This is a genomic window from Amycolatopsis aidingensis (genome assembly GCF_018885265.1).
In the GTDB taxonomy this organism is placed as follows: domain Bacteria; phylum Actinomycetota; class Actinomycetes; order Mycobacteriales; family Pseudonocardiaceae; genus Amycolatopsis; species Amycolatopsis aidingensis.
Genome location: NZ_CP076538.1, coordinates 2,273,250 through 2,286,574 on the forward strand (window position 1 = coordinate 2,273,250; position 13,325 = coordinate 2,286,574).

Annotated in this window: 16 protein-coding genes; 6 read left to right on the forward strand and 10 right to left on the reverse strand. The window is 72.5% G+C overall.

Annotated elements, in window-relative coordinates; all coding sequences use genetic code 11:
* Positions 1-234 (forward strand): hypothetical protein, encoded by a 234-nt coding sequence (locus KOI47_RS10775; protein WP_216215834.1) that lies wholly within the window; start codon positions 1-3, stop codon positions 232-234.
* Positions 235-253: 19 nt separating this feature from the next.
* On the opposite strand, the gene KOI47_RS10780 is transcribed toward KOI47_RS10775, so the two are convergent.
* Both KOI47_RS10780 and KOI47_RS10785 read right to left on the reverse strand, forming a co-directional pair.
* Positions 254-1,495 (reverse strand): RNA polymerase sigma factor, encoded by a 1,242-nt coding sequence (locus KOI47_RS10780; RefSeq protein ID WP_216215835.1) that lies wholly within the window; start codon positions 1,493-1,495, stop codon positions 254-256.
* 7 nt (positions 1,496-1,502) lie between these two features.
* The gene (locus KOI47_RS10785) at positions 1,503-1,862 is read right to left on the reverse strand and encodes a YciI family protein (RefSeq protein ID WP_216215836.1); all 360 of its coding nucleotides are present in this window, start codon (positions 1,860-1,862) and stop codon (positions 1,503-1,505) included.
* A gap of 160 nt (positions 1,863-2,022) precedes the next feature.
* Here KOI47_RS10785 and KOI47_RS10790 point away from each other — a divergent pair, with 160 nt between their 5' ends.
* Complete coding sequence (locus tag KOI47_RS10790) at positions 2,023-2,604, forward strand: DUF4232 domain-containing protein (protein ID WP_232376677.1); 582 nt, start codon at positions 2,023-2,025, stop codon at positions 2,602-2,604.
* A 13-nt stretch (positions 2,605-2,617) separates the two neighbouring features.
* Here KOI47_RS10790 and KOI47_RS10795 read toward each other — a convergent pair whose 3' ends face one another.
* Genes KOI47_RS10795 through KOI47_RS10805 form a run of 3 tightly spaced genes read right to left on the reverse strand, consistent with a single transcriptional unit; the run spans position 2,618 to position 4,137 of the window.
* On the reverse strand, positions 2,618-3,145 hold the full coding sequence (locus tag KOI47_RS10795) for a GNAT family N-acetyltransferase (protein WP_216215838.1): 528 nt from the start codon (positions 3,143-3,145) through the stop codon (positions 2,618-2,620).
* A 47-nt stretch (positions 3,146-3,192) separates the two neighbouring features.
* Positions 3,193-3,690: a pyridoxamine 5'-phosphate oxidase family protein gene (locus KOI47_RS10800; protein WP_216215839.1), complete on the reverse strand. Its 498-nt coding sequence runs from the start codon at positions 3,688-3,690 to the stop codon at positions 3,193-3,195.
* Positions 3,691-3,741: 51 nt separating this feature from the next.
* Positions 3,742-4,137, reverse strand: a complete 396-nt coding sequence (locus KOI47_RS10805; RefSeq protein WP_216215840.1) for a nitroreductase family deazaflavin-dependent oxidoreductase — start codon at positions 4,135-4,137, stop codon at positions 3,742-3,744.
* Between the two features lie 97 nt (positions 4,138-4,234).
* On the opposite strand from KOI47_RS10805, the gene KOI47_RS10810 reads away from it, so the two are divergent.
* Complete coding sequence (locus KOI47_RS10810; RefSeq protein ID WP_216215841.1) at positions 4,235-4,873, forward strand: GNAT family N-acetyltransferase; 639 nt, start codon at positions 4,235-4,237, stop codon at positions 4,871-4,873.
* A gap of 27 nt (positions 4,874-4,900) precedes the next feature.
* On the opposite strand, the gene KOI47_RS10815 is transcribed toward KOI47_RS10810, so the two are convergent.
* Positions 4,901-5,770, reverse strand: coding sequence for an alpha/beta fold hydrolase (locus KOI47_RS10815; RefSeq protein WP_216215842.1), 870 nt, complete (start codon positions 5,768-5,770; stop codon positions 4,901-4,903).
* A gap of 145 nt (positions 5,771-5,915) precedes the next feature.
* On the opposite strand from KOI47_RS10815, the gene KOI47_RS10820 reads away from it, so the two are divergent.
* Positions 5,916-9,185, forward strand: a complete 3,270-nt coding sequence (locus tag KOI47_RS10820) for a BTAD domain-containing putative transcriptional regulator (protein WP_216215843.1) — start codon at positions 5,916-5,918, stop codon at positions 9,183-9,185.
* On the opposite strand, the gene KOI47_RS10825 is transcribed toward KOI47_RS10820, so the two are convergent.
* Positions 9,080-9,949 carry a helix-turn-helix transcriptional regulator gene (locus tag KOI47_RS10825; protein ID WP_216215844.1) on the reverse strand — a complete coding sequence of 290 codons (870 nt, stop codon included), beginning with the start codon at positions 9,947-9,949 and terminating at the stop codon, positions 9,080-9,082. The genes KOI47_RS10820 and KOI47_RS10825 overlap by 106 nt on opposite strands.
* A gap of 85 nt (positions 9,950-10,034) precedes the next feature.
* On the opposite strand from KOI47_RS10825, the gene KOI47_RS10830 reads away from it, so the two are divergent.
* The gene (locus tag KOI47_RS10830) at positions 10,035-10,481 is read left to right on the forward strand and encodes a PPOX class F420-dependent oxidoreductase (RefSeq protein ID WP_216215845.1); all 447 of its coding nucleotides are present in this window, start codon (positions 10,035-10,037) and stop codon (positions 10,479-10,481) included.
* A gap of 3 nt (positions 10,482-10,484) precedes the next feature.
* Positions 10,485-11,480: an aldo/keto reductase gene (locus tag KOI47_RS10835; protein ID WP_216215846.1), complete on the forward strand. Its 996-nt coding sequence runs from the start codon at positions 10,485-10,487 to the stop codon at positions 11,478-11,480.
* Positions 11,481-11,503: 23 nt separating this feature from the next.
* Here the strand turns inward: KOI47_RS10835 and KOI47_RS10840 are convergent, their stop codons facing one another.
* From KOI47_RS10840 to KOI47_RS10850, 3 genes are read right to left on the reverse strand one after another with little or no spacing between them, the layout of a single operon-like run.
* Positions 11,504-12,010, reverse strand: a complete 507-nt coding sequence (locus KOI47_RS10840; RefSeq protein WP_232376678.1) for an endonuclease V — start codon at positions 12,008-12,010, stop codon at positions 11,504-11,506.
* 45 nt (positions 12,011-12,055) lie between these two features.
* Complete coding sequence (locus tag KOI47_RS36360; RefSeq protein ID WP_408629903.1) at positions 12,056-12,433, reverse strand: HNH endonuclease signature motif containing protein; 378 nt, start codon at positions 12,431-12,433, stop codon at positions 12,056-12,058.
* A complete protein-coding gene (locus KOI47_RS10850) occupies positions 12,325-13,302 on the reverse strand; it encodes a DUF222 domain-containing protein (RefSeq protein WP_216215848.1) in 978 nt (325 codons plus the stop codon). Before KOI47_RS10850 ends, KOI47_RS36360 begins: the two co-directional genes overlap by 109 nt.
* Between the last annotated feature and the right edge of the window lie 23 nt (positions 13,303-13,325).

The following is a 13,325-nucleotide window of genomic DNA, read 5'->3' on the forward strand; positions in this document are numbered from 1 at the left end:
ATGGCCGCACACACGAAGGCGATCGACGGCCTGGAGGGGCTGGTCGGGCTGGCCGGGGTCACGCTGGGGGTGATCCCGTTCGGCGGATGGGTGATCGCGAAGGAGCACAGTGGACCGTTCCGCTGGCTGTTCGGCGAGCAGACCGGGGCGATGGGGTATGTCGCGCCGCTGGTCGTGGTCGCGGTGGCGGCGCTGCTGATCACGGTGCTGGAGGCGGTGAAGCGGCGGCTGTGAGCACCATGGCGCCTTCCGGCTACGACTGCTCCGCGGGCGGGCCGAGCGCCTGGCGGCCACGTTCGAGGAACGCGCGTTCGGCCGCGTTATCGGTGCGCTCCAGCGCCGCCTGGTACGCCCGCGCCGCCTCGGCCTGCCTGCCGAGCCTGCGCAGCAGGTCGGCACGGACGGCATGGAAGAGGTGGTAGGTGCCCAGCTCGAGCTCGTCGACCAGGGCGAGTGCCGTGGCCGGTCCGTCGAGCTCGGCGATCGCGACGGCGCGGTGCAGCGCCACCACCGGGCTCGGGGTGAGCGCATGGAGCTGGTCGTACAGCTGCCGGATCTGCCACCAGTCGGTATCAGCGGCGGTGGGCGCGTCGCTGTGCACGGCGTTGATCGCCGCCTGGATCTGGTACGGACCCGGCTGGTTGCGCCGCAGGCAGGCGCGTACCAGTGCCTGGCCTTCGGCGATGAGCCCGCGGTCCCAGCGGTCGCGGTCCTGGTCGGGCAGCCGCACCAGGGCCCCGGTGGGGTCGGTACGGGCCTGCCTGCGGGACTCGGTCAGCAGCATCAGGGCCAGCAGCCCGGTGACCTCCGGCTCGTCCGGCATGAGCTCGGCCAGCAGCCTGCCGAGGCGGACGGCCTCGGCGCAGAGGTCGGCTCGGACCAGGTCCTCGCCCGAACTGGCCGCGTATCCCTCGTTGAAGATGAGGTAGATCACGGCCAGCACGGCGCGCAGCCGGTCCGGCAGGTCGGCCTCGGTCGGCACCCGGTACGGGATCCGGGCGTCGCGGATCTTGCCCTTGGCCCGCACCAGGCGCTGGGCCATGGTCGGCTCGGGCACCAGGAAGGCGCGGGCGATCTCCGCGGTGCTGAGCCCGCCGAGCAGCCGCAGGGTGAGCGCCACCTTGGCGGGGGTGGCCAGCGCGGGATGGCAGCAGGTGAAGATGAGGCGCAGCCGGTCGTCGCGCACGGGACCCTCCTCGGCCGGTATGTCCTCGGTACGGGCGTGCAGCCGGGCGGCCGCGGCCTGCCGGTTCTCCCTGGAAGCCTCCCGGCGCAGCCGGTCGATGGCCCGGTTGCGGGCGGTGGTGATGATCCATCCGGCCGGGCTCGGCGGTAGTCCCTCGGCGGGCCACCGGCGCACCGCGGCCGCGAACGCGTCCTGGACCGCGTCCTCGGCGAGGTCGATATCGCCGAAGACGCGGACCAGGGAGGCCACGGCGCGGCCGTGCTCGGCGCGGAACACCCTGGCGATCTCCGCGGTGCTCACCTCCGGCATACCGGGCTCACCCGCAGCTTCCGCCCTGCATCGGCCGGACCTCGATCGGCAGGGTGATCGCCGCGGCGAGCTTGCGGCCCCATTCCAGCGCGGCGTCCAGGTCGGGCGCCTGGATGACGGTGAAGCCTCCGATGTGCTCCTTGCCCTCGAGGTAGGGGCCGTCGGTAGTGAGCACCTCGCCCTTGCCGCCGTCCGCCCGCAGCACCGTGGCGGTGCCCGGCGGGTGCAGCCCGGCGGCGAACACCCAGGCACCGGCCGCCCTGAGCTCCTCGTTCACCGCCTCCACGTCGCGCATGATCGGTTCCAGCACCTCGGGTGCGGGCGGGTCGCCGTCGGGCTGGTAGATGCTGAGCAGGTAGTGCTGCATGGTCGGCTCCTCCCTTGGACAGGCTGACGGTAGGCCAGGCGGCGCTGCGCCGCTCACTCCCTACACGAATGCTCGGCTCCCGGATCGACACCGCGGGCGAAAAAAGTTCCGGGACCGGGCCGCCGTCGTCGCCACCGGCCGGGGTGCGAAAATTCTTCACGTGCATGCGGAGTCCACGAAAGCCGGAAACGGCATCCTTCGCCGCCTCGGGACGCTGGCCGTGCTGGCGGCCGTGCTCGGGGGGTGCACCGGAGCCCCGCCGCCGGAGCCGAGCCCGGCGCCGAGCACACCGCCGACCTCGGCGGCCCCGCGGCCGGACCTGGTGGTCACCCTGGGTACCGGGGACGCGGCCATGGGGTTGCGGGTGCTGACCATCGAACTGACCAACGAGGACACCCGCCCGCGTACCGTGCGGGGCTACCCCTCGATCCGGCTGCGGGACGCCGAGCGGGACCCGATCGAGGTGCGGGTCCGGCATGGTTCGGGCTCGATTGCCACCATGGAGGACTTCGACGCCGGGCCCAGCACGCTGACCCTGGAGCCGGGCGGTACGGCGGTGGCAGGCCTGGTCTGGCGCAACACGGTCACCGACGCCACCGTGCCCGCGACCGAGGGGAAGTATCTCGAGGTCGCGCCCATGGAAGGGGAGGCATGGCAGGAGGTGCCGCTGGACGCACCCGTGGACCTCGGCAACACCGGCGAGCTGGGGGTGAGTGCCTGGGCACCGCCGCGCCAGGAGTGAGCGACCTGCCGGGTCACTCCACCAGTTCACCTTCGAGCAGGCTCATCAGGATCAGGTCGTACCACCTGCCACCGCGGCGTAGCGCCTCGCGCTTGCGCCCCTCCTCGACGAACCCGAGCTTGCGGTACAGGCGGTGGGCACTGGCATTCTCCGGCACCACCCACAGGCTGATCCCGTGCAGCCGCATCTCCTCGAACCCGTAGCGGCAGATCACCCTGGTCGCGTCGGCGCCGTAACCGCCGCCGCGGTACTCCGGCTCCCCGATATAGATGTCGAGCTCGGCGCGCGCGGACTCCGGCTCGGCTCCGGAGAGGCCGACCACCCCGATCGCCCTGTCCTGTGCGAGGGTCTCGATGCACAGGACCAGCCGCCCGTAGCTGTTCTGCGGCCGCTCCTCACATTTCCTGCGGTACTGCGCCACGGACAGCGGGTAGTCGTTGATCATCCACCGGGAGACGTCCGGATCGGCGTTCCAGCGCCACAACGCCTCCGCGTCGGACGGTTCGATCGCGCGCAGGCGCACCAGCTTTCCGGTCAGCATCGGATCGTCTCCTCGATCATGGACCCCGGCTGGTGCGCATTCTGGCATCAGGGCCCTTCCTTGCGCACCACAGTTTCCCGCTCGCCCGGCTTCCAGATCGTGACCTCCATCCCGCCGTCCCTGATCTCCACCGCGGAGGCGCCGGTCAACTCGGCCGCGTAGAAGGGGTCGAACTTCTGCCCGCGCAGGTCGAAACCGGTCTCCTCGAACAGTGCCGTGAGGAACCGCTGGTGCAGGGCCTCGTCCCGGACGTTGCGGACCCGGCCCCACAGCTTGGCGTCCCCCTCCTTGACCTCGGTGTCCTCGGTCGCGGTGTGCAGGCAGAACCGGGGGTCCCGCGCGAGGTCCCGGAATTTCGTCGTGCCCGGCATGCCGACGAGCCACAGCTCGTCCTCGAAGATCCGCGGCTCGAGCGGGCTGATCCGCGGAAAGCCGTCCGAACGGATGGTGGCCAGCATGCACAGGTTGCCGGTGGCGGTATGGCGGCGGGTGAAGATCTCGGCGATCCGCGGGCTGCCGGCGACGAATTCGTTCCACGTGGTCATGCCACCGACGCTAGGGCGCAACCCTGTCAGCCTGCGTCATGGTTTCTTCGCTCAGTCGGCGAGGTCCACGCGCAGGGTCAGCAGGTCGGTACCGACCGCCCGGACCGCGGCGCTGTTCATCCGGGGCAGGGCTTTGAGCCGCGCCCTTGCGTCGTCCTCGGGCACCAGGTGCGCGGTGCCGGAGTGCCATTTCCCGTTCAGCCGGAGCCGGACCCGCGGATCGGCCTGGATGTTGCGAACGTACTGCGACTTCTCGCCGTGCTCGGACACGAACCAGAACTCCCGTCCGGTCCGCCGCCCGCCGATCGGTGTCCGCCGGGGTTGCCCCGACTTCCGTCCGGTTGTCTCCAGCAGGGTCTGGCCCGGCAGTGCGCGGCTGATCGGGTTGGCGACCCGGCGCTGGAACGAGGTGACCACCCGGTGCTTGAGCTCGTGGTAGCGCGACATTCCTTGCTCCCGTCCGGTGCCTGGCTGATGCCGGCCATCATCCCCGGACCCGCGTGTCGACCTGGACGACCCCCGGCGAACCGGGTACGCACCTGGTGTGGAGATCCGGGCATACACCGAGGCCGACCGAGCCGAGTTGCGCGCGCTGTTCGGCCGCGCTGGGGAGGGGGCGCCCACCGCCTCGCTGTGGGGGCATGTGGAGTCCGAGGCGGCCATCTATCTCGACCCGTACCTGGACCGGGAACCGGAGTCGGTGTTGCTCGCCGTGGTCGACGGTGCGCTGGCCGGGTACCTGGTGGGTTGCCTGGACAGTTCCGGCTTTCCCAGCGAAAGCGCCCGGATGGAGCAGGCGATCAAGCGGTACCGGCTGATGTTGCGGCCCGCGACGATGGCGTTCTTCGCGCGTGCGCTCACCGACATGGCCTGGGCCAGGCTGCGGCGCGAGCCCACTGCTGGGGAGTTGACGGACCAGCGGTGGCCCGCGCACCTGCACATCAACGTGGAGCCGATGGCGCGGGGCACCGGCGCCGCGGCCGGGCTGATGCACCGGTGGTTCGACCGGCTCAGGGAGAACGGATCGCCCGGCTGCCACCTGCAGACCCTGCGGGAGAACACCCGGGCGGTGCGGTTCTTCGAACGTATGGGGTTCCACACGTACGGCCAGGACCCGCTGGTGCCCGGGCTCCGGCACCAGGGTGGGCGGCTGCACCAGCGGACGATGGTCTGGACCCCGTGAGGGCGCCGCGGCCGCCTTTACTTCGGGCTATCGGGTGAGAAGTTCCCGCAGCGCCCCGATCACCTCGCTCGGTGCCTCCTCGGCCATGAAGTGACCGCTGGAGACGGTGCGGTGGTGCAGGTCGGCCGCCCAGGACCGCCAGCGCGCGGCCGCGTCGTAGCCGAGCGCGGCTCCCCAGTCCTGCTGTAGCACGGTGACCGGCATCCGCAGCCGGTTGCCCGCATTCCGGTCGGCCGTGTCGTGTTCGACGTCCACGGTGGCCGAGGCCCGGTAGTCGGCCACGATGGAGGGCACGGCATCCCGGCAGGCCCGCAGGTAGGCGGCCCGCACTTCGGCCGGGATCGCCTCGGTGCCCTGTGCCCAGGCGTCCAGGAAGTGGCCGAAGAACGCATCCGGCTCGGCGCCGATCAGCCGTTCGGGCAGGCCGGGCGGCTGCGCCATCAGGTAGAGATGGAAGGCGACCGCGGCACCCGCGCCGTGCAGCACCTCCCACATGTCCAGGGTGGGCAGTACGTCCAGCGCGGCGAGGTGGGTGATCGCCCCGGGGTGGTCCAGCCCGGCGCGGATGGCCACCAGCGCGCCGCGATCGTGCCCGGCCAGCGCGAACCGCTCATGTCCGAACGCGCGGGCCAGCGCCAGGATGTCGGCGGCCATGGTGCGCTTGGCATAGCTGTCGCCGGTGTCTGCCGGTTTGTCGCTGCCGCCGTAGCCGCGCAGGTCGGGGCAGATCACGGTGTGATCGCCTGCGAGGTCCGGTGCCACGTGCCGCCACATCAGGTGGGTCTGCGGGAAGCCGTGCAGCAGCACGATCGGGCTGCCGGAGCCGCCGACGGCGGTCTCGATGGCGACGCCGTCGGCGACGGGCACCCGCTGGTAGTCGAATCCAGGGATCCGCATGCTTGGGTCCTTTCCGGTCGGTGCGGCACCCGCGGTTCCGGGTGCGGTGACCGCAGCCTCCGGCGTACCGATCAGCATCCGGTCAGCACCGGCTGAGCGGTGCGCGGACACTGGAGCCCGGTGCCGGAATGTGAGGAGGGAGTGCATGAGCCCGTCCGTGCGGTTCGCGGTGCTTGGTCCGCTGGTGGCCGAGGGCGCACACGGGCCGGTGGACCTGAAAGGACCGCGGCACCGCGCGGTGCTGGCGCGGTTGCTGGTCGCCAGGGGCCGGGTCGTCCCGGTGGACTTGCTCATCGACGACCTGTGGGAGGTCCCGCCGGACGGGGCGGCCGGGGCGGTCCAGACTTTTGTGGCGGCGCTGCGCCGCGCGCTGGAGCCGGAGCGGGCGCCGCGGGCGCCCGCGCGCCTGCTGGTGACGGCGGCCTCCGGCTACGCGCTGCGGGCCGAACCGGACTCCGTTGACGCCTTCCGGTTCGAGGCTGCGGTGACCGCGGCCGGTGCGGCACTCGCGAGCAACCGGGCGGCCACCGCGCTGGCCACGATGGCGGAGGCGCTGGCCTGGTGGCGCGGGCCCGCCTACGCCGAGTTCGGCGAGTACGGGTGGGCCCGCGCGGAGGCTGCCCGCCTCGACGAGCTGCACCTGCTGGCCCAGGAGCGGCATGCGGAGGCGCTGGTGGCGCTGGACCGGGCCGCCGAGGCCGTGCCCGAGCTGGAGGCCCAGGTGGCGGGCCATCCCTGGCGCGAGGAAGCATGGCGGCTGCTGGCGCTGGCCCGGTACCGGTGCGGGCGGCAGGGTGACGCGCTGGACACCCTGCGCCGGGCGCGCCAGGTGCTGGCCGCCGAGCTCGGCCTCGATCCCGGCCCCGGCCTGCGCGCGCTGGAGTCCGACATCCTGGCGCAGGCCGCCCACCTGGCCGCCCCCGGCAGGCCTTCCGCCACGGAGGTGGCGGCTCCCGCGCCACCGCTGGTCGGCAGGGAGGAGGCCATGGCACGGGTGCGGGCGGCGGCCAGTGCCGCCCGCACCGGGCCGGGGCCGGTACTGGTGCTGGTCGCCGGGGAGGCGGGGGCAGGCAAGACCGCGCTCGCCGAGGCGGGCACCACGCTGCTTGCCGGGCAGGGCTGGACCACCGCATGGGGTGGCAATCCCGAGCACGAGGGGTTGCCTGCCGCATGGCCGTGGACCCGGATCCTGGACACCCTCGCGGCGGGGCACGAGCCCGCACCCGCCGTGCCCGGTGTGTCCACTTCGGACCCGGCGGTGGCCCGGTTCCACTGGCACCGCGCGGTCGGCGACTACCTCACCGCCGTCGCCAGGCAGGCGCCGCTGCTGCTGGTGCTGGACGATCTGCACTGGGCGGGGGAGGAAACCCTGGCGCTGCTGGAATCGGTGGCCACCGAACCGGCCGTGCGACCGGTGCTGCTGATCGTCACCTATCGCACCACCGACGTGCCCGCGGCGCTGGCAGGCTTCCTCGGCCGCATCGCCCGCACCGAGCCGTCCCGGATCTATCTCGGCGGGCTGCCGGAGTCCGCGATCCCCGAGCTGGTCCGCGCCGTGACCGGAAAGGCGGTGCAGGCCGCGCTGGCCGGGGTGATCCACCGGCGCAGCGGCGGCAACCCGTTCTTCGTCCGGGAACTCGCCCGGTTGCTGGACACCGAGGGAGCCGCCGGGCTGGACGCGGTGCCGCCGGGGGTGCGGGACGTCGTCCGGTACCGGCTGGCCTGCCTGCCGGACGTCGTGCGGGCGGTGCTGCACCAGGCGGCGGTGTTCGGCACCGAACTCGATCTCGAACCGCTCACCGCCGTGGCGGGGGAGGCCGGGCAGGTGCTGGACGCCGTGGAGATCGCGACCCGCCGGGGTTTTCTCACCGAGTCCGCGCCGGGCCGGTTCCGGTTCGCGCACGCACTTGTGCGCGACACCCTGTACGAGGACATCTCCCGCTCGCGCCGGGCGGCCTGGCACGCTGCGGTGGCCGAGGTGCTGGAGCGGCTGCGCCCGGACGATGTGCAGGCACTGGCGCACCACTTCCTGCTCGCCGAGAGCCCGGCGACCGCGGACCGGGCCGCCCGGTACGCGCGAGCCGCTGCCGAGCAGGCCGAGCGGCGGTTCGCGGCGGCCGAGGCGGCCCGGTTGTGGCGGGCCGCGGCAGCCGCGCACGATCGCTCCGGCAGCCACGACATCCGGGAACGGATCGAGCTGAGCATGGGCGTGGCACGGGCGCTGGCGGTGACCGGGGCGTTGGCGCAGGCGCGGCAGCACCGGGCCGAGGCGATCACGCTCGCCGCAACCCTCGACGACCCGGCACCGGCCGCCCGTGCGATCGGCGCCTTCGAGGTGCCCGCGCTGTGGACCGAGAACGACGACCAGCAGCTGGCCCACCGGGTGGTGCGGGTGGCCGAACGCACCCTGGACGGCCTACCACCGGACCGGGTGGCCGACCGTGCCCGGCTGCTCAGCACCATCGCGCTGGAGCTGCGTAACACCGGAGGCGAACCCGCCCGCGCGGCGGCGCGGGAGGCCGAGGCCATCGCCCGCGCCGAGGACGAGCCCGCGCTGCTGGCGCTCGCGCTCAACGCTCGGTTCATACAGTCCTTCGAGCGCGCCGGGCTGGCGCCCGAGCGGGTGGAGCTCGGGGCGGAGCTGGTCGACCTTGCAGCCCGGCACGAACTGGTCACCTTCGAGGTGCTCGGCCACCTCGTGCTGGTGCAGGCCCATTCGGCACTCGCCGACTTCGCCGCGGCCGACCGGCACGCCGAGCTGGCCGACCGGCTGGGCGAGCGCTACCTGATCCCGCTGGTGCCGGTTTTCACCCGCTGGTACCGGGCGTTGCGCACCGCCGCCACCGGGCCGCGGGCCGAGGGTGAGGCGGCCTACCGGGCCGCCGCGGCCGGTCTCGCCGGAACCGGAATGTCCGGACTGGACAATGGAATCCTCCCGCTGGCGTTGCTGTGCAACCGGCTACAGCACGGCGATTCGTCCGATGTGGACATATCGAGGGATTTCGGTGGTTACCAGGAGTGGTGTCGCCCCATCCTGCTGCGTGCCGCCGGCAGGCTGGACCGGGCGCAGGTGGCCGCCATCCCGGAGTCGCCGCGGGATCTGCTCTACGAGGCCCGCACCTGTCTGCACGCGAGTGTCGCCGTCGAGTTCGCCGACCCTCCTGCCCTGGAACGCCTGTACGCCGACCTGCGGCCGGCCGCGGCGGAACTCGCCGGGGCAGGCAGCGGGCTGCTCACCCTCCGCCCGGTGGCGCACTATCTCGGCGATCTCGCCGTGGCGCTCGGCCGCCGGAACCAGGCCGCCGAGCACTACGAGCAGGCGGCGGCCATCGCCACCGGGGCCGGGGCGGCACACTGGGCGCAGGCCGCCCGGGCGGCGAGGGCCTCGGCCGTGGCGGCGTCGGCAGGCAGGTAGGCCACGAGCCGATGTTCCTCGGTGCCGGGCAGGGGCAGGCTCTCGTAGGCCAGGTTCACCGTGCCGTATTCCGGGTGCCGCCAGCGCTCCACACCGGTCCAGGCGGGCAGTACGCCGGAGGTGGCGAACCGGCGGCCGAACTCGGTGCCCGCGATGATGGACAGTTCCTCGGCGAGCGCGGCGGCCGCGTGATAGCCGAGTTCGCCCGCCGCCCGCAGCGCCGCGGCACGGTCGTCGGCAACGCGGTCCCAGTCCGGGAAGGTCGCGCGTGCGTTCGGGTGGGTGAACACGAACCGCGCGAGGTTGGGCGGATCGCCCTCCAGCAGGCCGACCGGCTCCGCGAGCAGCCGAAACCCGGCGTTGCTCGCCAGCACGTCGCCCTGGGCGTCCACGACCAGCGCCGGGCCGGGCTCCAGCCGGTCCAGCAGCGCGCGCACGGTGGGCCGGGGTTGCGCCGACGCGGCGGCGGACTGCGCGCAGGCCCCGCCGCCGTGCGCCTTGACCAGCCGGTGCAGGTGCACCCGTTCCTCCGGGGAGAGGCCGAGGGCGTCGGCCAGGGCGCCGACGACCTGGCCGGAAGGATGGCGGTCCCGGCCCCGTTCCAGGCGGGTCAGGTACTCCACGCTGATTCCGGCCAGCCCGGCCAGTTCCGACCGGCGCAGCCCGGGCGTGCGCCTGCGGGGACCGCTCGGCAAGCCGACCGCGGCCGGCGGGATCGCCTCCCGCCGGGCCCGCAGGAAACCGCCCAGCGCGTTGTCGACCATGGTCACCGATCCTAGCCGGGCCGGTCGGCAGAGGGGCCCTGTCACGGTCTCCCTCCGCCGGGCGGAGGGGGCGAGGCTGGGCGGTATGAACGTGTTTACCGCAGCAGAACTCGAGTACCTGCGCGGCCAGCCGCTGGCCCGCCTCGCCACCGTCGGCGCGGACGGGAGGCCGCGGGTCAAGCCGGTCGGATTCCTGCTGGACTCCGCCACCGGCGGCATTGTCATCGGCGGCTACGCCGGTACCGGGATGGCCACGAGCCGGAAGTTCCGCGATGTCCGTGCGACCGCCGAGGCCGCACTGGTGATCGACGACCTCGCCGCGATCGACCCGTGGACACCCCGCGGGGTGGAGATCCGTGGGCGCGCCGAGGCACACACCACCGGCGGCGCCGAGACGGGGGAGCGGCTCGGCGCCGCGTTTCCTTTCGATCCGGCGTGGATCCTGGTGCTGCCCTGCCGGATCGTTTCCTGGGGGCTGGAGGCCTCCGCCTTCGATGCCGTGGCCCGCGATGTGACCCCGGCGGTGGGCTGACCCATGCGATACCGGCTTTTCGGTCCGACCGGGCTGCGGGTCTCGGAACTCGTGCTCGGCACGATGGCACTGGACGACCCGCGGGAATGGCGGCGCATCCTGGACGCCTACGCCGACGCGGGCGGCAACGTACTGGACACGGCCTCGGCCTACGGTGAGGGGGAGAGCACCCTCGGCACGATTCTCGGCAGGCGAGACCGTTTCGTGCTCGGCACCAAGTACACCTTGTCGCGGGATGCCAAGGATCCCAACGCGGCGGGGAACCATCGCAAGAATCTCGTGCTGTCGCTGGAACGCAGCCTGCGCAGGCTGCGCACCGACCACGTGGACATCTTCTGGGTGCACGTATGGGACCGGCACACCCCGATCGAGGAGACCATGCGCGCGCTGGACGACGTCGTGTGTGCAGGGAAGGTCCGGTACATCGGCATCTCCGACGCTCCGGCGTGGGTCGTGGCCAGGGCCAACACCCTCGCGCAATGGCGCGACCGCACCCCGTTCGCCGGCCTGCAGGTGCCGTACAACCTGCTGAAGCGGGACGTGGAACGGGAACTGCTGCCGATGGCCGAGGCGTTCGGGCTGAGCGTGACCGCATGGGCACCACTGGCGGCAGGGGTGCTTTCCGGGGCCGCGGACGCACCGCCCGGTGCACCAGGCCCGACCCGGTTCGATCCGGCGACGCTCACGGCGCGGGACCGAACGGCGGCCGCCGCGGTCCGTACCGTCGCCGATGAACTGGGCGTCCACCCTGCTCAGGTGGCGATCGCCTGGACCCGCAGTAAGTCTCCGGCGATCCTGCCGATCGTGGGCGTGCGCAATCTCGCTCAGCTCACCGTGAACCTGGGCGCCGTCGAGCTGACCCTGCCGGAGGAGGCGATCCGGCGGCTGGAAGCGGCTGCTCCGTTCGAACCGGGATTCCCCAGCGACTTCATCGCGCAGTGCGAGCCCGATCCGTTCGTGTTCGGGGAGGCCGCAACGCGGGTGGACGGGCGCCGGTAAGCGGAAGCCGGGCCGCGGCGGGCCTACCGGTCGCGTAACCCGCGGGAAAGCGCGTCGACCAGGCGGAGTGCGCTGGGCAGGCGGTAGGGCCCGGCCATCTCTCGCACCAGGGCGGCCGCGTGCTCGGCGGGCATCCCGGCCGCCGTGATGTACAGCGGGCGGGTCGCCTGGCCGCGGCGTAGCTCCACGGCATGGGTCGCGGCCCGGAAGGCGGTCTTGGCCACCCCGATCACGGGTACGCCGAACTCGGCGTGCACATGGGCGCCCAGCCCAGGTCGGCCAGATGGGTCGAGATGGACGTAGCCGTCGACCAGGAGCAGGTCGAGGCGGCCCGCCTCGCCGAGGACGGCGCGCAAGGGCGGCAGCTCCCTGGCGTAGAACGCACCCGGCCGGTACGCCGCGACCTCGGTCAGGGTGGCGGTGCGTTCGGTCGTGACGGTGGTGAATGTGGGGTCGGCGGCGATCACCAGCGCCGCGGTAGCACCCCCGATGGCGGGGTAATGGACATCGACGGCCGCGTACCGTCCCACGCTGTGGCCCCTTCCGTGTGGACATACTGCGATCCGCGCCGCCGATCATCTCGCACCCCCTTGGTGGTGGAGGAGGTTGCGTCTGGGTCTTCGCTCGGGGTCGAGGAAGGCCGGGGGTAGGAATTCGGGTAGTCCGTTGCGTATGCGCATTGACCAGTCGGTGTGGTGGATGAGGTTGTGGTGGTACCAGCACAGCAGGGTGAGGTTGTGCAGGGCGGTGGGTCCTCCGAGGGCCCAGGGGGTGACGTGGTGGGCTTGGCATTGTTTGGGTTTTCTGCGGCAGCCGGGGAAGGTGCATCCGCGGTCGCGCAGGATCAGGGCTCTGCGGATGGCGAGGGGTACGGTGCGGGTGCGTTGTCCGATGTCGAGGATTTCGCCTTTGCTGCCCAGGACGGCGGGCACGATGTAGGAGTCGCAGGCCATCCGCCGGATTGGGCGGCGGAGTAGGACTCCTGTCCGTGCAGGAGCCCGTATCCGGTGCCGTGTTTGAGGTCGTCGAGGGTGATGGTCACCATGACGGTGAAGGGTTCGCCCGCCTCGGTGGGCCCCTCCTCCGGACACCCCGCTACCACGCGCAGCACGTCGGCGAACGCGTCCCCTTGCCGCTGGAACTTACTCCGGCGATCCGGCTCCTCTTTGGTGCTGGCGGGTTTGGCGCGGGGTTCGATCAGCCCGGTCAGTACCGCGGCGGTTTCGGCGTCGAGGTCGAAGGTGTCGCGGAGTCGTCCGCCGCGGGTTTGTCGCCAGTCCAGGGAGCGTTCCGGTCGGGCGAGTTCGTCTTCGGTGGGTGGGGTGCCGTCTTGGTCCAGGCGGGCCAGGATTTCCCGGCCCAGGGTGGTGATGGTGTGGGGTTCGTACTCCCGCGCCGCCTTGGTCAACAGCGCCTCGGCATGCTCCCGGTCCGGCAGGCTGACCGGCTGCGGAAACCGCGTCACGGTGGCGCGGATGGTCTCGATGTGTTCCGGCCCGATCACCCCCTCGGCCGCGGCGGCACCGACCTCGGGCAGGTCCGGCTCCAGCGGTATCCCACCCGGGCCGTGCCGCCGCACCACCGCCCGCGCATGGGCCACCCGCTGGCGGGCGTCATACGGGTTGACCCGCAGGATCTCCCGGGTCAAGGTCGGCAGGTCGCGGTAGCCCTGCTGGTTCGCGGTGTCGCGCCCGTCCAACTCGGCCAGGACCGCCAACTCGCGGGCATACAGAGCTCGCCGCTGCTGTTCGAGGTCGCCCAGCGCGGTCAGGAGTTCCTCCTCGCTCATGCGGGAGGTGTCGGTGCCGAAAGTCCTGGTCACAACCCCACAGTACCGCGTAATCG